Origin of the sequence: Alistipes sp. AF14-19 (assembly GCF_003461645.1) — a bacterium.
GTDB classification, from domain to species: domain Bacteria; phylum Bacteroidota; class Bacteroidia; order Bacteroidales; family Rikenellaceae; genus Alistipes; species Alistipes shahii.
Map to the genome: position 1 here is coordinate 103,720 of NZ_QTXM01000006.1, position 20,052 is coordinate 123,771.

General features: G+C 60.9%; 17 protein-coding genes. 4 read left to right on the forward strand and 13 right to left on the reverse strand.

What is annotated here, in order from left to right:
- Position 1 precedes the first annotated feature (1 nt).
- The 7 genes from DWW03_RS07215 to DWW03_RS07245 all read right to left on the reverse strand — a co-directional run bounded on the left by DWW03_RS07215 (position 2) and on the right by DWW03_RS07245 (position 10,838).
- Positions 2-1,015 (reverse strand): hypothetical protein, encoded by a 1,014-nt coding sequence (locus tag DWW03_RS07215; RefSeq protein ID WP_022061275.1) that lies wholly within the window; start codon positions 1,013-1,015, stop codon positions 2-4.
- 12 nt (positions 1,016-1,027) lie between these two features.
- A complete protein-coding gene (locus tag DWW03_RS07220; RefSeq protein ID WP_015547928.1) occupies positions 1,028-1,840 on the reverse strand; it encodes a hypothetical protein in 813 nt (270 codons plus the stop codon).
- Between the two features lie 17 nt (positions 1,841-1,857).
- The gene (locus DWW03_RS07225) at positions 1,858-3,984 is read right to left on the reverse strand and encodes a DUF4493 domain-containing protein (RefSeq protein ID WP_118406567.1); all 2,127 of its coding nucleotides are present in this window, start codon (positions 3,982-3,984) and stop codon (positions 1,858-1,860) included.
- A 12-nt stretch (positions 3,985-3,996) separates the two neighbouring features.
- Positions 3,997-5,766: a DUF4493 domain-containing protein gene (locus tag DWW03_RS07230; RefSeq protein ID WP_022061273.1), complete on the reverse strand. Its 1,770-nt coding sequence runs from the start codon at positions 5,764-5,766 to the stop codon at positions 3,997-3,999.
- Positions 5,767-5,787: 21 nt separating this feature from the next.
- Positions 5,788-6,594 carry a DUF4493 domain-containing protein gene (locus DWW03_RS07235; protein WP_022061272.1) on the reverse strand — a complete coding sequence of 269 codons (807 nt, stop codon included), beginning with the start codon at positions 6,592-6,594 and terminating at the stop codon, positions 5,788-5,790.
- Between the two features lie 5 nt (positions 6,595-6,599).
- The gene (locus DWW03_RS07240; protein WP_118406568.1) at positions 6,600-8,462 is read right to left on the reverse strand and encodes a fimbrillin family protein; all 1,863 of its coding nucleotides are present in this window, start codon (positions 8,460-8,462) and stop codon (positions 6,600-6,602) included.
- A gap of 234 nt (positions 8,463-8,696) precedes the next feature.
- The gene (locus DWW03_RS07245; RefSeq protein ID WP_118406569.1) at positions 8,697-10,838 is read right to left on the reverse strand and encodes an alpha/beta hydrolase family protein; all 2,142 of its coding nucleotides are present in this window, start codon (positions 10,836-10,838) and stop codon (positions 8,697-8,699) included.
- Positions 10,839-10,886: 48 nt separating this feature from the next.
- Here DWW03_RS07245 and DWW03_RS07250 point away from each other — a divergent pair, with 48 nt between their 5' ends.
- Positions 10,887-11,492 (forward strand): NUDIX hydrolase, encoded by a 606-nt coding sequence (locus tag DWW03_RS07250; protein WP_022061042.1) that lies wholly within the window; start codon positions 10,887-10,889, stop codon positions 11,490-11,492.
- On the opposite strand, the gene DWW03_RS07255 is transcribed toward DWW03_RS07250, so the two are convergent.
- Complete coding sequence (locus tag DWW03_RS07255) at positions 11,489-12,196, reverse strand: LytR/AlgR family response regulator transcription factor (protein ID WP_022061043.1); 708 nt, start codon at positions 12,194-12,196, stop codon at positions 11,489-11,491. The two genes, DWW03_RS07250 and DWW03_RS07255, sit on opposite strands and share 4 nt — an antisense overlap.
- Positions 12,197-12,401: 205 nt before the next feature.
- Here DWW03_RS07255 and DWW03_RS07260 point away from each other — a divergent pair, with 205 nt between their 5' ends.
- Complete coding sequence (locus DWW03_RS07260) at positions 12,402-12,713, forward strand: hypothetical protein (protein WP_015547921.1); 312 nt, start codon at positions 12,402-12,404, stop codon at positions 12,711-12,713.
- Positions 12,714-12,826: 113 nt separating this feature from the next.
- Here the strand turns inward: DWW03_RS07260 and DWW03_RS07265 are convergent, their stop codons facing one another.
- The 5 genes from DWW03_RS07265 to DWW03_RS07285 all read right to left on the reverse strand — a co-directional run bounded on the left by DWW03_RS07265 (position 12,827) and on the right by DWW03_RS07285 (position 18,134).
- On the reverse strand, positions 12,827-14,407 hold the full coding sequence (locus tag DWW03_RS07265) for a MutS-related protein (RefSeq protein ID WP_022061044.1): 1,581 nt from the start codon (positions 14,405-14,407) through the stop codon (positions 12,827-12,829).
- A 163-nt stretch (positions 14,408-14,570) separates the two neighbouring features.
- Entirely contained in the window at positions 14,571-14,981 is a 411-nt protein-coding gene (locus DWW03_RS07270) for a hypothetical protein (RefSeq protein ID WP_015547919.1), read from the reverse strand.
- 44 nt (positions 14,982-15,025) lie between these two features.
- Positions 15,026-15,916, reverse strand: coding sequence for a transglutaminase domain-containing protein (locus DWW03_RS07275; RefSeq protein WP_022061045.1), 891 nt, complete (start codon positions 15,914-15,916; stop codon positions 15,026-15,028).
- 250 nt (positions 15,917-16,166) lie between these two features.
- A complete protein-coding gene (gene tsaE / locus DWW03_RS07280; RefSeq protein ID WP_015547917.1) occupies positions 16,167-16,583 on the reverse strand; it encodes a tRNA (adenosine(37)-N6)-threonylcarbamoyltransferase complex ATPase subunit type 1 TsaE in 417 nt (138 codons plus the stop codon).
- On the reverse strand, positions 16,584-18,134 hold the full coding sequence (locus DWW03_RS07285; RefSeq protein ID WP_015547916.1) for a response regulator: 1,551 nt from the start codon (positions 18,132-18,134) through the stop codon (positions 16,584-16,586).
- 125 nt (positions 18,135-18,259) lie between these two features.
- On the opposite strand from DWW03_RS07285, the gene DWW03_RS07290 reads away from it, so the two are divergent.
- Both DWW03_RS07290 and DWW03_RS07295 read left to right on the forward strand, forming a co-directional pair.
- Complete coding sequence (locus DWW03_RS07290; protein WP_240046558.1) at positions 18,260-19,423, forward strand: DUF418 domain-containing protein; 1,164 nt, start codon at positions 18,260-18,262, stop codon at positions 19,421-19,423.
- 260 nt (positions 19,424-19,683) lie between these two features.
- Positions 19,684-19,956 (forward strand): HU family DNA-binding protein, encoded by a 273-nt coding sequence (locus DWW03_RS07295; RefSeq protein ID WP_015547910.1) that lies wholly within the window; start codon positions 19,684-19,686, stop codon positions 19,954-19,956.
- Positions 19,957-20,052 lie beyond the last annotated feature (96 nt).

Sequence of the window (20,052 nt, forward strand, 5' to 3'; positions counted from 1 at the left end):
TTTATTTCTTTTTCTTGTCCCACAGGTGTACCGTCATGCCGAAGTTGATGGCGGCGACGTTGAGCCTGAAACGCATGTTCGAAGCCTTGCGCGTTCCGATCTTGTTGCCGGCGTCGTCCTTCTGCGTGACGGAGGTGTACTGGATGCCGCCCAGCCCGAACGACAGCGTGGCGCAGACGTTGGGGAAGATATAGACGGCAGCTCCCGGATTAAACGCCAATTTGAGCTGCGTATTGTCGCTGAACGTGGTTTTCATGTTGTCGCTGGCGGTGTCGGGCTGGTAGGAGAGTTTCGACGTTCCGGTCGACAGCGAGAGTTCGAACTCGGCGAACAGTCCGAAACGGCCCTTCGGGTCGAGTCCCGCGTAGGAGCGGTGGAAAATGCCGAACGAGTAGTTGTCGCTGTTGAAATTGACCTTCGGAATGCTGCCCGAGGCGTCGTTGCTTTCGCCCAGGTCGTAGCGTGCGGCATCGAGGTTGCCGTCCATGTGGCGGTAGCCGAAACGCACGCCCAGACAGTTGTTGTCGCGGTAGAAATAGCCGATGAAGGGTTTGACGGTGGCCACCGTGCCGTCGGCGTCGATGCCGTCGAGGATGAGCATGATGTCCGTGTCGTCGCTCGACATCGTGCCGTAGGAGGCCGTCAGACCCATGATCACCTCGCCCTTGTAGGCGAACTTGAGCTTGTTGATTTCGCGGTCGATACGCCGGCGTGTGGGCAGGAACTGTTTTTTGCCGCGGATCGGCGACTGAACTTCCGCGGCCTTGAGTGCCTGCAATTGCTTCTGTCCGTCGGCCGGGACTGCCGCTTCCGAGGCCGGCGCTTCGGCGGCCGGCGCATTTCCGGTTGCCGGGGCTTCTTCTTCGGTGGAGATCGTTCCGGCTGCGGCGGGTGCGATTGCGGCTGCCGGAGCGGCTGTTTCCTTCGGATTCCCGGTTGCGGCGGTTTGCCGCGCCAGCGCGTTGCCGCACGAGATAATTATGATCAGCAGGGTGCAGAGTATGCTTCGTGTCATAGTGTGCCGTTTTTAGAGATAGAAGGCCATGCCGAGGCCGATCGAGAAGATATTGACCTTGAAGTTCATCATGCTCGTGTTGCGTTTGCCCACGGTGACCTGATTGTGAACCTGTTTGGTATGGGTATAGCTGATGCCCATCACGCCCACGTTCACTTCGACGGCCATGTTGTTGGTGGCGAAGGCTACGATGCCCGGCGAAATGCCCAGCGAGAGGGTGTAGCCGGTTTCGTAGGTTCCCTTCACGGGCGAGTCGTTGGCGAAGCGCGCCTGCGTGCCTCCGGCCGCGAGCGACATCTCGTTGAACAGCGCGAAGCGTTTGTTGCGTCCCAGCGGGATGTACTGCCGCCAGATCGCCGCCGCCGAATAGGTCTGCTTGAGCGAGTAGAAATCCCTGGCCACGATGTTCGTGCCCGTCTCCTCGTTGCCGAAATGCAGTTCGGCGTTGTCCAGCTTGAGCAGCGTGCGCGAATAGATGAAGCGTCCTCCGAGGGCCATGTTGTCCCGGAAGGCGTAGGCGATCATCGGGCTGACGCGGAAGGTGTAGCCTTTCGAGTTGATTCCCTCGATGACGAGGAACTGATAGCCTTTGTTGGTATGGGTCGAGTAGGAGGCCGTACCGCCGAAAATCCACTGTCCTTTCGGCACGAACAGGTTGTGCGTGTCGGTAAGTCCGCGCTCCTGGCGCATTTCGTTGATTGTTTTCGGACGCTGGTCGGCTGCCGCCGCAGTTTGGGCGGCGGTTGTTTCCTGTGCGCGCAGCGCCTGCGCCGTGCCCGTGAGGCACAGCGCGAGGGCGAGCGTGCGGATGAATAGCTTGCGCATCTGCTTGCGTTTAGTGATTAGTATACCCATTCGAAATCGTCTACGTACATGACATTGCCCAGACAACCGACCTTGAAGTCGCCGTAGGCGCTCGTCGTACAGGAGATGACGAGTGTATATGCACCCGTAGGTTTGGTCGTTCTGTCGTAATATTCGATCGGAATCTCCACGGTCGTCATCGCGTCGCCTGGTGTGGTTTCGCCGATCAGCAGCGATCCGTAGGCGATGACGGGGCCTTCGGCGGTTTCGGCGGTTTTGGCGGGGTCCCACACGCCTGTCGGCGACCCCATGCCGGCGACAGTCGCGTGACGGCTGTTCCAATCGACGATAACGGCGAAGATACGCGAACGGTCTTGGCCGTCCTGAATGTATTCGTGCTCTTCGGTGACGGTTCCCTTATTGACGGCGCCCACGGTGGCGTGGTATTTGAGCCGCAAGGCCGTCGGACGCGCTGTCCACTGGTAGGGCATTCCGAAACTGGCCGTTCCCGAGAGACTCGCAAAACGGAACGTTGCCGAGAAGAGATTGCCCGCGGCGAGCAGGCCGAACGCCGGCTGCGATTCGAGCTTGGCGCAGTAGCTGCCGCCCATGCCGGGTTTGGTCGACTGCGCACACAGTCTCGAAGTTGCGGCATTGCCGCTGCCCCAGAACGTCGTGGATTCCGACGTGCTTTTGCCGAAACAGGGGAGTGATCCGCTTTCCATATCCCCGTCGGGGATGACCTGCCCGGCAGCGGCCTGAAACTCTGCCGAGGAGACGGTTTCGCCATCGAGCGCCGCCCGCGCCTCGTAGCTGTTGCCGGCGAAGACGCCGGTGCCTGCGACGGGGGTGTGGACGGTCAGGCCCGCGGCATTGACCGATTCCTTCCATTGGGCCGTGAACGTGGCCGTATAAATGCCCTCGCCGGCGTTTACGCCCTCGGCGTCGGACCACTCGCCGTCTTTGACGCGCAGCCCGAAGGTCGCCGTCGTGACGTTCGGATCGAGGACCAGCGCGCGCAGCGTGAGGCTGTTCGTCCAGAGGTCGTAATCCGTCTTTTCAATGGGCAGAAGGCCTTGCAGACGGTATTCCGAGATGGCGGTGGCTTCGGCGCCGGCCGAATCCGTGACGCGGATGCTCACCGGATGGCTGCCGCCCGGACGCCCTGCGAAGAAGGCGTCGGAAAGGGTGACCGTCAGGCTCAAGTCGCTCTCCCTGGTCACCTCGACGCCCTCGGTCGTGCCGTTCAGCGCTTCGTAGCTGTCGTCGCCGATGCCTATCACGACGCTCTTTACGGCGGCCATCGTGGTTATCATGTAACGTTTCGGGGAGGTTGTCCCGGGGATGAAATCCTGCGGCTGGTCCATGTCGAAACCGTCGCTTTCGATGCTCGGCTCGGGGCTGAACGGGAACGTGTCGTCGTAGTCGTCGGTCGAGGTGTCCACCTTGACGACGAAGCATTCGATGAAGCCCGGCAGGTCTTTCGAGAACCGGAAGGAGACGCTGTATTTGCCGCCGGTCTGCACGCCTTCGAATCTGGCCTCCCTGACGATGACGCCGCGGTCGGGGTGCGTGCCCTCGAAGCGGGTCGTGAGCGTGGTCGCACCCTCGGGCATGGTGAAGTAGCCCGTGCCGTCGGCCGTGTAGTTCAGCGCCGGGACGCCGCCCTGCTGAACCTGCCCTTCGTCGAACGCGTCGGCGGCGACTACCCACGCATGGAAATTCTCGCCGAAAGCGGCGGAAACCGTGGCGTCGAATTTCACTTCGGCGACGACGTTCTGCCGTTTGCACTCCACTTCGGCTACGGTCGTCTGTCCGGCTGCCACCGTAAAGGTCTTCTCGCCTTTGTAGAAACGTTTGGTGAACGACGCGGGGACGGCTTCTCCCGCATCGACCTCCACGCGGTATTCGCCCGCGAGCAGCTCCAGCCGTGAGGGGAGCGTCTCTGCGGTGTATTGGCGCAGCAGCTCGCCGCTCGCGCGGTAGATGCGTACGGCAAGGCGTTGCAAGGGGTCGTATTCCCCGTCGGCTTCGGCCCGCGTGGCCGAAACCCGCATTTCGAGCGCACCCGTGTCGCCTGTGTCGGCGCTCCCGGCCGTCTCTTTCGAGCAGGCGGCCGTCAGCGCGGCGCAGAACAGCAGGGCGGCGGTAATGTATTTTTTCATAATTCGTCAGCCTTAATTCGCCGGTACGTAATACTTCAGGGTCTTGGTCGTGCTGAGACCGTTGTTCTCCGTCACCGTGAGTATGAAATTGTTGTTGCCGGGGAAGCCTGTCAGCAATCCGGTGAACATCTTGTCGATCTTGAGCCGAATGGACGGTTTGTCCTTGACTGCGTCCTCGATGGGGAATCCGAGGGCTGAAATCGCCTCCCGGACATCTTCGGCCGGATGCATGGTTCCGTTCGTATCTTCGAAGCCTTCGATATTGCAGAGATCGAACCGGGCCGGGATGCCCATCGTGCCGAGTTCCTTGGCGTCGAGGTTGTCGCAGTCGATGGTCACGTCGAGCGATTTGATGCCTGTTTGCGCCGTGATGTCGATCTCCGTGTCGCGGTCTGCGGACGGCGTTTGCGTTTCGTCGATATTGAAATCTACGCCGACAATCGAAGGGCCTTCGTTGGCCGGATCGACCGTGAGCGTCAGCGACGCCCGGGCCGAAAGCCCTTTGGCGTCGGTTATCTCGAAGGCGAATGCGTGCGTGCCCTCGTATGCGGGATAGAGCAGTTTCATGGCTCCTGCGATGTCGAAACTCTTCGAAGTCGCCCCCTTGAGATCGTCGCCCAGCGGGAAGCCGAGGCCTGCGAGAACCGTGTAGGCGGGGTCCGACGCCCCGATTGTGCAGAGGTCGAATTCCGGACCGCCGATTCCGGACACCATGCCGGTCAGCCGGGAGTTGTCCGACGTGATTTTCACCGCGAACGACCCGATGCCGTTGGACGAGGCGAGATTGAATGCGAACGGCCGGGTGTAGTTGCCCTGGGCGTCGAACATCGAGGCCAGAAGCTGGAAGGGTTTCGTGAGGTCGTAGCCCGGACATTCGAGGGTCGGGGCGACGGGAAGTCCGGGTTCGCCGGGGTTGTCGGGATCGTTGACCGGGATTTCGTCGTCCTCCATGAAGTCGTTGACGTCGATGTCCAGTTTGATGTCTCCCTTGTCCGAGTAGGTGATCACGATCGAGAGCTTGCGCCATTGTCCGGCCTTGACGCCCGAGATGCTCTTGTTGATCCGGACGGGTGCGTCGGGCGTATCGGCGAAAGCCCCTTCGAGGTGCAATTTGAGCGTGTTGGTCTCGCCCTGCGGCATGAAGTAGGCCGCGCGGGTTTCATCCTTCAGGAAGGTCATCGTCGTTTCGCCCAGCGTGACGGTCGACTTGGTGTCGGCGGTGAGCTGGTCGGCGAGGTCTTTCGAACACATCAGCGTCACCTTGATGTTGTTCAGCGTGCAGACGACCTCGTTGATGGGCGTGGTTTGGTTCTTCTCGATGACGAACTCCTGCGAACCGAAATAGACGGGGTGTTCCCATTCGGCTGCCGGCGTCGTGGCGGCCTCTTCCGAACGGACCTCCATCGTGTAGCCGCCCACCGGAAGCTCCAGCCTGCCTGCCTCGCCGATCGAGACCTTCAGATCGCCGTAAGTCTCCTGGAGCGCCAGCTTGCCCGTTGCGTCGCGAATTTCGATGATGAATGTGTCGACGTCGGGCTGCGCCTCGTCGGTGCGCGTCTGGGGCTTCGCCGTCTCGTCTGACGTGTCGTCGGGGCGGGTTTCGGTATCGGTGTCGACCACGACGCGCATGCTCATGTCCGCCAGCGTCAGGTAGCCTTTGGCGTTGGGATCGGGCGGAGTGCCCGGCTCGTTGTTCTTATAGGCGGGATCTTCGTTCACACAGCCGGTCGCGAGCAGCGCCGTCGCTGCCGCAGCCGTCAGAATCTTGGTAAAGGTTTTCATATCTCGGTGTTTTTATTTGCGTTATTCGGTGGCCTCGTCGTTGAGTTCCACGTCGAGTTCCACGGTCTCGGTGTATCCTTCGCCGAGGGTGACGGTCAGCGTCGCGCTGCCGGCCTTCTTGGCGTCGAGCGTGAAGATGTGGCGCGTGGCTGGGCGTGCCGCTTCGAGCGGCTCGGGGGTGAAGGTGTAGAGCGGCCCCTCCGACGTGCCGTCCTGGCTCTGGCCCCGGGCCGTACCCTTCAAGGTGAGCGGCTTTCCGGCCTGCACCCAGACGGCTTCCGCTTCGGCCTCGTCGCAGGGACGGAACGTGAAGATGCCGCCCGCTCCGGTCGTCACGGTGAACTCCGCGTTGTTGTAGTATTTTTTGAACGACTCGGTGGCGCGTACCAGGGTCTGCGAATTGCCGATCGTCGCCGTGATCTGCGCGGTGCTGGTGCGGCGCGCCGCGACCTCCACTTCGGTCGCGCCTGCGTAGTAGGGTTTGTCCGCGCCTTCGGCTTCGGGATCGCCGTAGGTGACCGTGATCGTGTAGCGGCCTTCGGGGAAGGAGTAGGCGGTCTCCTCGGCGTTATACGCCGCGACCGTCGCCCAGCTTTTGTCGAAATTTTCACCCCGGATGCGGAGCGTGAAATCTTTGCCGTCGGGTTTTGCCGCAGCGCGGGTCGCGCCCTGAACCGCGGCCATCGCCGCAGCGGCATCAATCGTGGCGTCGGCCTCGCAGGCGATGCGGATGGTTCCGCAGCCCTCTCCGGCCGGGGTCTCTTTCTTTTCGGAGCATCCTCCGGCCATGACAGCCGCCGATGCAAGCAGGTAAAGCAGTTTTCTCATGGCGGTTATTCGTTGACGATGGATACTTTGATGTTGTCGAGGTAGAGGTAGTGATTGCCGTTGGCGCCGAATATTCCGGTCCAGGACGATACGTTGCCGATACGGTTGACATTCACCTTCCATGAGATTCTGTGGGCGCTGTTAAAGTCGGCCAGGAATGTTTTGGTGTTCCAATTCGAAAGCGGGGTATTCCACGATTTGTCGGTTTCGAGGGCTATGTCTTCCGCTTCGACGGGGTTTTCAAGATTGTCTCCGCCGTTGGGCTGGCCCGAATTGGTCGTGTAGCCGTAATTGAACGTAGGATTGCCGTATGTTCCGCCCTTATTTTTGTTACTGTCCATCATCCAGGAGTCCTGTCCTCCGACGTAATCGAATGAAACCCGGACTCTGACTGTTTTGCCGGATTTGATACCGCTGACGGGCGGCGAGTCGATACGTCCCGGGTAGCGGGCATACGATGAAGCCTTGCCGGCTCCTCCGCCTTCGAACCGGCAGGAGCTTCGGATACATTTCCCGGTTTCCCCGCCCACACGAGCCGCCGTCCATCCGATGGCGCCCTTGTCGGACAGCAGGTGCGCATCCTTGTTTCCGGCGCTGCTGCTGCTTGTTCCCGTTCCGACGTTGCAGTCGTAGTCGAACTGGATGATATTGCTGAAATCCTCCGCCAGCAGGTAGGGGACGCTGAGCGTGATGTCGTTGTTGCCGAATTCGGTGATCTGCGGCATTGTCAGCGTGTTCGATACGACAGCGCTTTCCGATTCGTACTGTACCGTGACGGCTTTTCCCGAGAGGTTGTCGGTCCACGAGGGTTTGAGCACCATCGTGTATTTGCCCTCGGCGTCGGGCGTGAACTGGCAGATGTTCGTGCCGTTGTCGAACAGCGAGCCTTCGGGGGCGGTGAGGGTGATCTTTCCGACCGCCTCGCCCAGCGTCGCCGTACCCTTGTCCGCAGGCAGCGAGAAGTTCAGACGCGTGTAATAGCGGCCGATGGCGGGAATGTGGTAGGCGATCGGGGTGGTGTGGCCTTCGGAGAAGTGTTTGCCGGGGATGTTGCGCGGCTCGGATTCCCCGGCTTCGCAAATCGCGGTGATGGTCACCGGCTGCTCGGCGGTGAGTTCCACCGGTGCGATGACGGCGAAGACCACGTCGCTCGCATCCTTCGGAGTGTCGAAACGCAGCGTCAGCGTGTTGTTGCTGCCGGTGAGCGTCGGCGCGGCATCGGGGTCGGCGGCATCGACCGTCATGCGCCCCGTGACGGGCTGCGGAAATGCCAGCGTGATCTCCGAGACCTTTTCGCCCAGGTCGTTTTTCGGAATGCGTATTTTCAGCACGTGAACTTTGTGGCGGAACTGGAACTGCACCGTCTCGCCGGTGTCGTTCTTCTCCAGAGCCGGGGCCTTGACCGGATCGGCCACCATCACGTCCCAGTCGCCGTTGAAGCCGCCGTCCTGCACGTCAGGGATCAGGTAGGTGGCCTGCGTGCCGTCGCTTTCGGACGGAACGGGCGACACGGCATAATAGGTGTAGGTGTCCGCGGGCATTTGCGGGATGTCTCCCCTGAACTTGGCCGTGTTGTAGTCGGTGTTGTAGTGGTAGAGTTTGAAAGCCTGTTTGCTGAAGACGGTCTCGGATCGGGAGTTGACGGCCCAGAGTGCGATCTGGTCGTCGGAAGCCCATTTGACCGACACTCCGTCTTCGCCGAGCTGGGTGCGGGACCTGTCTTCGGATTCGATGTCGATCTTCGGACCGGAGCCTACCGATACGCTGATTGTTTCGGTCGCGGGCCGGGTGTCCGCATCCGAAGAATCGGAGCATGCCCCGAAGACCAGAGGCAGCGCGAGCCAAATAATCCGGAAATTAATTCGCATAGAATAGATTCTTTTATCTGTAATGTGTACAAAAATAGGTACAGGTTCCCGTTCGCGGAAATAAATTCAACGAACGCCGGATTTTTCATCACGAACAGCCTCCTTTTTATCCTCACGGATGCGCCTTTCCGGCGGTGCGGAGCGCAAAAAACCTCCCTGCCCGCCGGCAGGGAGGTTTTGCTTTCACCGGAGCGCAGTTCCGGTCCGGGTGGCCCTCGTTCGCTGTCGGGTCGGCTATTTTACGTACTTGTCGAGCCAGCCGAAGAATTCGCGGTTCCAGACCAGCGAGTTCTGGGGCTTGAAGACCTGATGCGCCTCGTTTTCGAACGCCACGAGCCGCGCCGGAATGCCCAGCGTGCGGGCCGCCGTGAAGGCTTCGAGCGACTGGGTGTAGGGGATGCGGAAATCCTTCTCGCCGGTGATGATCAGGATCGGCGTGTCCCATTTCGAGACGAACTTGTGCGGCGAGTTGGCGTAGGAACGCTGCGCCGTGGCATTCGCCGTGTCCCAGTAGGGGCCTCCGTAGTCGTTGTTGACGAAGAACAGCTCCTCGGTTTCGCCGTACATCGAGTCGAAATCGAAGATGCCGCAGTGGGAGATGAAGGCTTTGAAACGCTTCTCGTGGCATCCGGCGAGGAAATAGACCGAATAGCCGCCGTACGACGCCCCGACGCAGCCCATGCGCTCCCGGTCGGCCCACGGTTCGCGGGCCACGTCGTCGATGGCCGAGAGGTAGTCGCGGATGTTCTGGCCCGAGTAGTCGCCCGAAATCTGGTCGAGCCACTCCTGTCCGAACGAGGGCAGGCCGCGGCGGTTCGGCGCGACGACGATATATCCCTGTGCGGCCATCAGCTGAAAATTCCAGCGGTAGCTCCAGAACTGCGATACGACGCTCTGCGGGCCGCCCTGGCAGTAGAGCAGCACCGGATATTTTTGCGACGGGTCGAAATCGGGCGGCAGGATCACCCACGTCAGCATCTGCTTGCCGTCGGTGGTCTTGACCCAGCGTTTCTGCACCTCGCCCATCCTGATATTGTCGTAGACCGATTTGTTGATGGCCGAGATTTGCGCCAAAGAGCCGTCCTCCGGATTTATCTCGAAGAACTCCGTGGCCATCGAGATCGTGCACATCTCGGCGGCGATCCGCTCCCCGGCCATCGTGAAGGCGTTGATGTCGTGGTCGCCGCGGGTGATGACCTCCACCTCGCCGACCGACGGCGCGACGCGGCAGATCTGGTGCGTCGCCTCGATCGGGGCGATGAAATAGATCAGGTCGTTGCCGCTCCAGACGACGTTCTGGGCGTTGTAGTCGAAGTCGGCGGTGAGGTCCTGCATTTCGGCGGTGTGGCAGTCGTAGACGAACAGGCGGGCCTTGTCCGACTCGTTGCCTGCGCGGCGCTGCGAGAGGAAGGCGATCTTCGAATCATCGGGCGACCAGACGGGATATTTGTCGTAGCCGACCATGGCCGCCTGATCGTTGACGGGTTTGCCGGTATTGAAGTTGGTGGGCTTGCAGATGTTTTGCGTCGCGCCGCTTTCGAGGTCGTAGACGAAGATGTCCGAATCGGTCGACACGGCGTAGGCGGTGCCCGTCAGCGGTTTGCAGGTGTAGGCCAGCATCGTCCCGGCGTTGTTCCAGGCGATCTCGGCCATGTCGAAATAGGGCGCCAGCGGGGCGTCCCACTGCGCGTCGGGCATGATGTCCCTGCCGCCCGTCACGACTCCCTTGCCCAGCTCGCCGACGAAGATGTGGCGGTATTCGCCCTCGTCCCAGTAGTCCCAGTGGCGGGCCATCAGGTCGTCGTAGATGCGGGCTTTCGATTTGTCCATGTCCTTGTAGATGTCCGACGAACGGCGGTCGGCCGTCCGCACGGTCTGCACCCACCAGATGTGCTTTCCGTCGGGGCTTACGCCGAAGCCCTCCACGTCGGGAACGCCCTCGCCGTCGCCGCTGCCCGTGATCTGCGTCGCGTCGCCGCCCGAGGCGTTCATCCGCCACACCTGCATCGAACCGCCGCGGTCCGAGAGGAAATAGATGTGCCGTCCGTCGGCGCTCCACTTCGGCGAGAGGCTGTTCGACGTGAAGTCCGTCAGGCATGTCACGGCCTTCGAGTCCATGTCCTCGACCCGGATCGTCGTCACGCCGCGGTTCTCGGCCATGTTGTAGTCGGTCTGCTGGTAGAGGAGCGTCCGGCCGTCGGGCGAGAGCGACGAGCCGCCCGCGCGGCTCATCTTCCACATCACCTCGGGGGTGAGGCGTCCGGCGGCGATCTCTTCGGCCGTCAGCGCATTGTCGATCTTCAGAGGCTCGGGACGCTTGTCGCATCCGCCGAGGCCCATAGCTGCAATAGCCGTCATCAGGAGAATTTTTTTCATTTTTTGAGGTTTCTTACGTATATTTGTTCACAAATTTCCGATGAAAAGATGAACCGTACCGTTTATTTCGCCGACAGGGCCGTGGCGTTCACGGCCGAAGCTCCCGGCGGGGCGTGGTACGCCGTTGCGGCCGAAGCCTGCGGCGGCATATCACGGGCCAAGATACTCAATTTTCTCGAATCGCACAACTCCGTGGCCGTCGTTTCGGACGATCCCGACAGGGCTTTCGCGGCCTTTGCTGCGGAGTTCACGCCGGTCGAGGCGGCGGGCGGCGTGGTGGTGAACGACTGCGGCGAGTGGCTGATGATCCACCGCAACGGCCGCTGGGACCTGCCCAAAGGGCATCTGGAGTGCGGGGAGCGCATCGAGGAGTGCGCTGCGCGTGAGGTCGAAGAGGAGACGGGCGTGGCGGCTCGGGTCGTGCGGCCGCTGTGCGAGACGCTGCACGCCTACTATTTTCCGAAAACTGCGCGCTGGGAACTGAAACGGACCCACTGGTACGAACTGCATGCGTCCGGGTGCGCCGGTCTGACGCCCCAGACCGAGGAGGGGATCGACTCCGCGGTGTGGTGTGCGCCCCGCGAGGTGGCAGACAATCTGCGCGACGCTTTCCCGACGATCCGCTGCGTGGCGGCGGCTATGGGCCGAAATTAGGCGTTTGCGGCCTGCTCTGTGAGCTGTCGGCGCGCGGCCTCCCGGTATTTGCGCGAAATCTCGATGGTCATTCCGCCGATCTCCACGTGTGCCGGGCAGCAGCGGTCGATGCGCGCCGTGTTGACGATGAACGAGCGGTGGATGCGCAGGAAACGGCTGTCCAACTGTGTCTCCCATTGCGAAATGCGGGTTTTGGTGCGGTAGGCGAGGCCCCCGGCGGTGTGAATCCACACTTCGCTGTCGTTCGATTCGACGTAGCTGATTTCCGCGGGGTCGAGCGTGATTTTGCGGCGGTCGGAGACGAAACTGATCGAACGGGCGTAGGGACAGCGGCGTTCGAGGTGTTTTTCGAGAGCTATTTCCGGAGCGATGAGGGCCGTCAGGACCAGCAGGATGAAGGGCGGGTTGAGCAGCAGCCCCGGCATTCCGCCTTCGTCGGCGCCGAGCACCACCGCATGGCCCAGCATCAGCGAGAGGTATTCGATGCCGAGGATCGCCAGCGCAAGGTAGACGGTGTCGAGGATTCCCTGCCGTCGGTTTTCGAACGACAGCTGCGGCACGAAGTAACGCGCCGTGAGCATTCCGGGCAGGAACAGCACTCCGAGCAGGAGGGCGTCGGCGAAGAGATACCCCAACCCCACGAGGACAAAGGCGATGACGAGCGTGGCCGTGAGCCACCAGACGACGGGCAGAAACTGTTTCATGCGGAATTTCCGTTTTTACAAATATAGGTAAAATCAGTCTCCGGTGTCCCCGCCCGGTCCCGCAAAAAACGCTCCCGGGGCCGATCGGCGGGATTCGACGGCGTAAGAACGGGATTCGACGGGCGGTTTTTTTGTGGTTTCGGCCTGCGGCAGCCTATCTTTGCCATACGGGAATGGTCCCGCGATGACTTAAAACTTTTGCGTTATGTTCGATTTGTTTCTTCAGGGCGGGACATGGATCATGTCGATCCTGACCGTGGAATTGATTTGTCTGTTGTTTGCCGCGTGGAAAGCCCCGGCATGGGTCAGAGAGATCGGCCTGCTGGTGTTGGTGACCGACCTGATCTGGCAGTTGAAAGGGATGTTCAATGCCGCTGAAGTCGTGCAGCAGGTAGGCGACGTTCCTTTGACGCTGGTTGCCGGCGGCTTGAAGGTATCATTCATATCGCTGATTTACGCCCTGCTGATCTATGCCGCCTCGCTGGTGATCCGCATGTTGCAGAAGCCGCGGATATAGCCCGGTTAGGAACCGGGGCGTATGGGCGGAAGATGGCAGCCGGGCTTCCGGTCCGGTTCTGCGCCCTTTCCGGTTTCTGAACGGATCGCGCCCGGTTATAAAACGGGCGCGATTTAACCGTTGCCGAGCAGTTTCTGCTGCGTGTCGTACGCCTCGGCGATCAGTTCGGGCGGGTAGTCGTACAGCTCCAGAATGCGGATGGCGTTGCGCGTGGTGAGGGGACCGGTGTGCAGGCAGTAGTCGAATACCAGCCGCCCGTCGGCCACCTCTTCACGGAAGTGGTGCAGTTCGTAGCCGTCGCCGCGCAGCAGTTCGGCCAGTTCGATGTCGTGCGTGGCGGCCAGCACGATGTGCGGCCCGCGGTTGAGGCGCGCCAGCACGGCTTTCCCGGCCGCGATACGTTCGGTGGTGTTCGTGCCCTTGAACAGTTCGTCGAGCACGAAGAGGCACGCCGCGGGCCGGTCCGCGTCTTCGAGCAGCCGCTTGACGGTGAGCACCTCCTGCAAATAGTAGCTCGTCCCTTCGGTGATGTCGTCCGAAATGCGGATCGACGAGTGGAGCCGCATGTAGGGCGCCGTGAACCGCTCCGCAAAACAGGTGCAGAGGGTCTCGCCCAACAGGGCGTTGAGCATCACCGTCCGGATGAAGGTGGTTTTGCCCGACATGTTCGACCCGGTGAGCAGCAGCCCCGTGCCGTCGAGCGTCAGGGTGTTCGCTGTGCAGCCCTCGATCAAAGGATGCACGACCTGCACGGCTTCGAGGTATTTGCCGTCGGTGAACGTCGGGCGGCAGGTCTTCGCGGCGCGGCGCAGGCGCATGACCGAGATGGCCGCGTCGGTCCGGCCGATGAAGCGGAACACGTCGTGGATGGCGTCGCGGTGAGTCGCGATGCTGCCGGTGAAGCGGTGGAAAAGAATCACCTCGATGTTGAACGCGATCTTCACCAGCTCGAATGCCAGCCATCCGACGGCCGCCAGTTCGTTGCCTCCGTCGCCCTGCGTGCCGACGATGCGGCTGCGGTGCTCGACCTCGGCGACCCGGCGGATCGGCCGTGCGGCTTCGTCCGAGCCGGGAACCCCCTCTGCCGCAAGGTGCCGCGCGGTTTTCAGGGCCGTGGAAAGCTGCTTTACGGCCGATGTGTAGAGGGAGATGTTGATTTTGTTGCTGTAATGAATATACATGTTGACCGCGTAGATCGCCATGAAGAGCAGCAACAGCGCCGGATAAAACGGCGCGAGAAGCAGCGCGGCCGCGGCCGCAGCGGTCAGCGCGTAGATCAGTCCGATGCGGCGGACCCGGACCGGGGTGTCGAAGATCAGCCGGCAGAGGTCGTAGGCGTCGTCGCCCGCGAGGCGTGCAAGGTGTCCGGCGCACCGTTGCGTCAGTTCGTCGTCGTTTTCGAAAGCACCGACCCGGCGGTCGAAATCCGCGGCGTCCTCCTCGCCCCGCAGCGTCCGCAGCCGGGCGTAGAGGTATTGCTGGCCGACACGTGAGGTCGTGCGGTCGATCTTTTCGAACACGGCGTTCAGGTCGAGGTCGGCCGTCGTCTCGGCGTCGACGATCTGAAAGACTCCCTCTTCGGCCGGGCAGTTGTAGAAATAACTGCCGATCGGATCGAAGTCATATGCCGCAGACTCCCCTCCGGGACCTCCGGAAGGCTTGAACAGCGAAGCGATGTAGTCGGTCGGTCTCATATCTGCGGTTGTCTTCTGAAAATTTTTACGCTGCGGAAGCGGCGGTCGGGGTCGGAGGCCGTGTCGTCCTGCGATTGCTTTTTTAAGCAGGCGTCCTACGCTGCGAGTGCAATGGTCGGGATCGGAGGCCTGTCGGCCTGGGGTCGCCCCTGAAGCAGGCGTCCTACGCCTGCGCCTGCATCGCGCGGGCGATGCCTTCGGCGATCTGGTCGATGGCGCCCTGGAGCTTGCCGCCGATCATCATCTTCATCATCATGTTCAGCTCGATGTGCAGCACCAGCCGCATGCGGGTGTCGGTGTCGGAGACTTTGTGGAGCTGAATCCAGAAGGCGAAATCCATCGGGATTCCCCCGTCGTCGCCCACGATCTTGACGTGGCGCGGTTCGATGCGCTCCTCCATGCGGAGACGGACGGTGAAGCCTTTGGCCTTGAACGAACAGGTCTCCTCGGTGGCCTGCCACTCCTCGACGCGGTCGGCGACGGCCGGGGTGAGGTTGTCGAAGCGGCTGATGACGGCGTAAATCTGTTCGGCGGGACGTAAAATCCGGTGTTGTTTCGAAATGTATTCCTGCATATTGCGCGTTGAAAATTATAAGTTGAAAGTTTTGCGGGTCCGGATCATTCCGCCGGCTGCGGGGCGGCCCAGAAACGGTCGGCGTCGGAGGTCCGGACGGTGGATTCATCCAGCGAGAATCCCTCGAACCCCGGGGGCAGCAGGGCGATGGCGCGGCCTTCGTATCCGACCTCCTTGTCGTATCCGGTCTGCTCCCAACAAGTGAACCAGTAGAGGTTCTTGGCCCAGTAGGAGAGGTAATTCTCCGGGTCGCGTGTTCCGAGAAGCCGGTGTACGGTCATCGGCTCTCCGGCGACGGTACGCTGCCGCATCTCTTCGAGTGAGAGCGCTTCGCCTTCGGGCGAGGCGACGTAGGATTGCATGTCCGAGTCTATCATCGCCCATTTCTCGCATTCGGGCAGCCAAACGAGGTTGACCACGTGGCAGTCCCGATCGAGCGAGTCGGCCGGAAGGCACGTCACGAAGCGGTTGACGATCCCTTGCGAGAGCAGCAGCTCGTGGAGCAGGATCGAGTGCAGGCGGCAGTTGAAAGCCGGTTCTACGGTACGGGTATACTCCCACAGTCCGATTGCGTTGCGCGTTTCGGGCTGGACTTTCTGATTGGCGTGGGGAATGTTCCGGGCGACGAACTGCGCCAGCGCGCGGGCGTTGTCCCAGGTCGTCGCGGCGGGATTCACGAGGGTGTCGAGCCGGAAGTATTCGCGGATTTCACGGGCGCGGACGGTGTCCTGTTTATAGGTGAAGCGATACTGCACGGTGTCGGCGGCGTAAGGGCCTGCGGCGCGGAGCAGCTCCACGCGCTGCTGTTTTTCGAGACCGGTCAGATAGTCAATGGCCTGTTCGCGGAAGACGAAACGGGCCAGCAGAAAGATTGCCAGCAGCAGGCCGATGAGCGAAAGCAGAGCGATACCTGCGATTTTGAAGAGTTTTTTCATGGGCGGCGATTATGTCCGCTGCAAAGATAGGGATTTTTCCGGTGGCGGCAAACGAACGGGACGAACCTTTGCGGGGTTCGTCCCGGGATGCGGTTGCGAAGCGGCAGGGGCCTTGCGGAAACGGGGGCGGGGCCTTGGAAAAACGGGCCGGCGATATGGGGGCTGCGCGCGGACAGCTCCCGACGGCGTGATCCGGGGTTGGCGGTCTTTGAATCCGGCCGGTTCTGAATCCGGCTTTTCAAGCCGGCGGTCAGTCGATCTCGAAGGTGCGTGCCGTGTCGCTGTCTACGGTGATGCGCACCGTCATCGTGTTGTCGGGCAGCAGCTGTTCGATCTTCTCGGGCCACTCCACCAGACACAGGTCTCCCGAGTAGAAATACTCCTCGTAACCGAAGTCGAAGGCTTCCCGCAGGTCGTTGATGCGGTAGAAATCGAAGTGGTGGATGCGTCGGTTGCCCTCGCCCTTGTATTGGTTGACGATGGCGAACGTGGGGCTGGTCACGGTGTCGGCGGCCCCGAGTTCTGCGGCGATTTCACGGATGAGCGTGGTTTTGCCCGCGCCCATCTCGCCGCGGAAGGCGACCACCGTACGGCGGCCCAGCGAGCCGATGATCGCCCCGGCGACCTGCGGAAGCTCGTCCTGCGAGGTGATGTGAATGGTTTTCATCTATTGTTTTGGCTTTAGAACGATATACGGTACGATCATCTCCTCCATCGAAATTCCGCCGTGCTGGAACGTGTTGCGGTAGTAGCGGATGTGGCGGTTCGCGTCGTTGTTGTAGACGAGGAAATCGGTGTTGTAGGCGAAGATGTAGCTCGACGTGAGGTTGCTCGACGGCAGCTGCACGTCCTCGGGTTTCAGGATTTCGTAGACTTCGCGGGAGTTGTACGCGAGGTTGCGGCCCGTCTTGTAGCGCAGGTTGGCCGAGGTCTCGCGGTCGCCGGTCACCTTCACCGGGTTGTCCACGCGGATCGTGCCGTGGTCCGAGGTGATGACGACGGTGTGTCCCCGCTCGGAGAGGAGCTTGAGGATGGTGTAAAGGTCCGAGTGCTCGAACCACGAGCGCGTCAGCGAGCGGAACGCCGCGTCGTCCTCCGTGAGTTCGCGGATGATGTCGGTCTCGGTACGTGCGTGCGAAAGGATGTCGAGGAAGTTGTAGACGATGACCGAGAAATCGGCGTCGTAGACCTTCTGGATGTTGTCCACCAGCTTGCGCCCCTGCTCCGGGCGCACCAGCTTGTCGAACGAGAACTTCCAGTTCTTGCCGTTCTGGCTCATCAGCCGCTTCAGAAACTCCTCCTCGTACTGGTTCTTGCCGCCCTCCTCGTTGTCGTTGAGCCACTTGTTGGGCATCAGGCGGTCGATGGCCAGCGGCATAAGCCCCGCGAAGACGGCGTTGCGGGCGTACTGCGTGGCGGTGGGGAGGATGGCGCAGTAAAAGTCGTCCTGCGCCACGTCGTACCAGCCCCGCAGCAGCGACGAAATCGACCGCCACTGGTCGTAGCGGAAGTTGTCGATCAGCAGCAGCGTGGTCTTGGGGTTCTCGTCGACGACGGGGAAGATGTTGGTGCGCATGAGCGTGTGCGACATCACGGGGGTGTCGTCCGAGCGCTTGTTGATCCAGTTGTAGTAGTTGCGGCGCACGAACTTGCAGAACTCCTGATTGGCCTCGCTTTTCTGGTAGGTCAGCACCTCCTTGATGCTCTGGTCGGTGGATTCCGCCAGTTCGACCTCCCATGCGGTGAGCTTGCGGTAGAGCGCGCACCAGTCCTGGAACGTGTCGGCCATCTGGAGCGAGGACGAGATGCGGCCGAACTCCGAACGGTAGTCGGCGGTGGTCTGCTCGGTCACCAGCTGTTGCTGGTGCACGTTCTTCTTGATCGAGAGCAGCACCTGGTTGGGGTTGACGGGCTTGATGAGGTAGTCGGCGATCTTCGACCCCACGGCCTTGTCCATGATGTTCTCCTCCTCGCTCTTGGTGACCATGATCACGGGCGTCGTGGGGCGCACCTCCTTGATCTTGGGAAGGGTTTCGAGTCCCGTCATGCCGGGCATCATTTCGTCGAGGATGATCAGGTCGTAGGCTCCTTCGGAAGCCATGTCGATCGCGTCGTATCCGTTGTTGCAGGTGTCCACTTCATAGCCCTTCTGCTGGAGGAACAGCACGTGGGGTTTCAGCAGTTCGACTTCGTCGTCGACCCAGAGTATTTTGACCATACCGTTATCGGATTTAGAATTTGCAAAATTAATGTTTTTATCATCAAACGCAAAAACCCCGCGGTTTATTGGCCCGGCTGCCGATTAAATGCTACCTTTACTCCGAAAAAAACAAAATAACGGTCATTGTGCTTAAAACAGAAAAATCCCGTATCGACGCGGTGGATGCTTTGCGCGGCTTTGCCGTGATGGCGATCCTGCTCGTACACAGCCTCGAACATTTTATCTTTCCGGTTTATCCGGCTTCGTCGCCTGCGTGGCTCGCGGCCCTCGACGAAGGTGTCTTTGCGGTCGTGTTCGCGCTTTTCGCAGGCAAGGCCTATGCGATCTTCGCGCTGCTTTTCGGCTTCACCTTCCATCTGCAATACGCCTCCCGGCAGAGCCGCGGCGAAGACTTCGGAGGCCGCTTTCTCTGGCGGCTGCTGTTGCTGGTGGGGTTCGCCACGCTCAACGCCGCCTTTTTTCCCGCGGGGGATGTGCTGCTGCTGTTCAGCCTCGTGGGCGTGGTGCTGTTCGCCGTCCGGCGTCTGAACGACCGGACCGTGCTGGCGCTGGCCCTGCTGTTTCTCGTGCAGCCCGTCGAATGGTACCATTGCTTCCGTGCGCTGGCCGACCCGGGTTTCGCTCCGCCCGATCTGGGCGTCGGAGCCATGTACGGCGAGGTTGCGGCCTATACGAAAGCCGGGGATTTCTGGCAGTTCGTCGCCGGGAACGTCACGCTCGGGCAGAAGGCGAGTCTGCTGTGGGCCGTCAATGCCGGACGGTACAGCCAGACGGCGGGCCTTTTCCTGCTGGGTCTGCTGCTCGGCCGTCGAGGGCTTTTCTCGGATTCGGCGGACAATGCGCGCTTCTGGGTGCGGACGCTGATCGTCGGGGCCGTTGCCTTCGTGCCGCTCCAGGCCCTGCACGGGCTTTTCGGCGAAGCGACGGCGGCCCGCATGGCTGCGACCGTGCTCGACATGTGGCAGAAACTTGCCTTCACGGCGGTGCTTGCGGCTTCGTTCGTGCTGCTCTACCGCACGGCCCGTTTCCGCCGGGTGACCGACGGCCTGCGCTTCTACGGGCGGATGAGCCTTACCAATTATATCGCGCAGTCCGTCGTCGGCGCCCTGATCTTTTTCCCGTTCGGACTCGGTCTCGCCTCCCGGTGCGGATATGCGCTGAGCCTGGTGATCGGCGTTGCGGTCTTCGTTTTGCAGGCGGCTTTTTGCCGTTGGTGGCTGCGCGGCCACCGGCAGGGACCGCTGGAAAGTCTCTGGCACCGTCTGACGTGGCTGGGCGCGAAGTGATGCGTAACGTATTGTTTCGCAGCTTTTTGCCGATTGTCGGGGCGGAAGAGGCGCAGTGCGGAATAAATAACTGATATAGAATATTTTAATTTTGGCCCGGGTTTTGCCCGATATTTGTTATCGTGTTGTGAACGTGCAGACTACACTGCCGCGGGAAAAAAGTGAAAAAAAATTGCCGATTATTGGCGGATATGTAAATAAAGCGTATATTTGCACTCCGAATCATTTTGGATGAACTTAATTTTAAATACTATATAAACATGACAAAGGCAGATATCGTAAGCGAAATCGCTAAAAGCACCGGCGTTGAGAAGGTGCAGGTGCAGGCTATCGTCGAGGCTTTCATGGAGAGCATCAAGACGTCGCTCACCCAAAAAAATAACGTGTATCTCCGTGGTTTCGGCAGCTTCATCGTGAAGAAGCGCGCCAAGAAGGTTGCCCGCAACATCTCGAAGAACACGACGATCACCATTCCCGAACACAACATCCCCGCTTTCAAGCCCGCAAAGAGCTTCGCAGCGAAGGTGAAATAACGGATAATAAGAACCTCTTAAAATTTAAGGACTATGCCAAACGGAAAGAAGCATAAGCGTCACAAGATGGCTACCCACAAGCGGAAAAAACGTCTT

Excerpts from the sequence above, each read along its gene's own strand:
- DWW03_RS07215 (WP_022061275.1), bottom strand. The coding sequence starts at position 1,015 with ATGACACGAAGCATACTCTGCACCCTGCTGATCATAATTATCTCGTGC.
- DWW03_RS07220 (WP_015547928.1), bottom strand. The coding sequence starts at position 1,840 with ATGCGCAAGCTATTCATCCGCACGCTCGCCCTCGCGCTGTGCCTCACG.
- DWW03_RS07225 (WP_118406567.1), bottom strand. The coding sequence starts at position 3,984 with ATGAAAAAATACATTACCGCCGCCCTGCTGTTCTGCGCCGCGCTGACG.
- DWW03_RS07230 (WP_022061273.1), bottom strand. The coding sequence starts at position 5,766 with ATGAAAACCTTTACCAAGATTCTGACGGCTGCGGCAGCGACGGCGCTG.
- DWW03_RS07235 (WP_022061272.1), bottom strand. The coding sequence starts at position 6,594 with ATGAGAAAACTGCTTTACCTGCTTGCATCGGCGGCTGTCATGGCCGGA.
- DWW03_RS07240 (WP_118406568.1), bottom strand. The coding sequence starts at position 8,462 with ATGCGAATTAATTTCCGGATTATTTGGCTCGCGCTGCCTCTGGTCTTC.
- DWW03_RS07245 (WP_118406569.1), bottom strand. The coding sequence starts at position 10,838 with ATGAAAAAAATTCTCCTGATGACGGCTATTGCAGCTATGGGCCTCGGC.
- DWW03_RS07250 (WP_022061042.1), top strand. The coding sequence starts at position 10,887 with ATGAACCGTACCGTTTATTTCGCCGACAGGGCCGTGGCGTTCACGGCC.
- DWW03_RS07255 (WP_022061043.1), bottom strand. The coding sequence starts at position 12,196 with ATGAAACAGTTTCTGCCCGTCGTCTGGTGGCTCACGGCCACGCTCGTC.
- DWW03_RS07260 (WP_015547921.1), top strand. The coding sequence starts at position 12,402 with ATGTTCGATTTGTTTCTTCAGGGCGGGACATGGATCATGTCGATCCTG.
- DWW03_RS07265 (WP_022061044.1), bottom strand. The coding sequence starts at position 14,407 with ATGAGACCGACCGACTACATCGCTTCGCTGTTCAAGCCTTCCGGAGGT.
- DWW03_RS07270 (WP_015547919.1), bottom strand. The coding sequence starts at position 14,981 with ATGCAGGAATACATTTCGAAACAACACCGGATTTTACGTCCCGCCGAA.
- DWW03_RS07275 (WP_022061045.1), bottom strand. The coding sequence starts at position 15,916 with ATGAAAAAACTCTTCAAAATCGCAGGTATCGCTCTGCTTTCGCTCATC.
- tsaE (WP_015547917.1), bottom strand. The coding sequence starts at position 16,583 with ATGAAAACCATTCACATCACCTCGCAGGACGAGCTTCCGCAGGTCGCC.
- DWW03_RS07285 (WP_015547916.1), bottom strand. The coding sequence starts at position 18,134 with ATGGTCAAAATACTCTGGGTCGACGACGAAGTCGAACTGCTGAAACCC.
- DWW03_RS07295 (WP_015547910.1), top strand. The coding sequence starts at position 19,684 with ATGACAAAGGCAGATATCGTAAGCGAAATCGCTAAAAGCACCGGCGTT.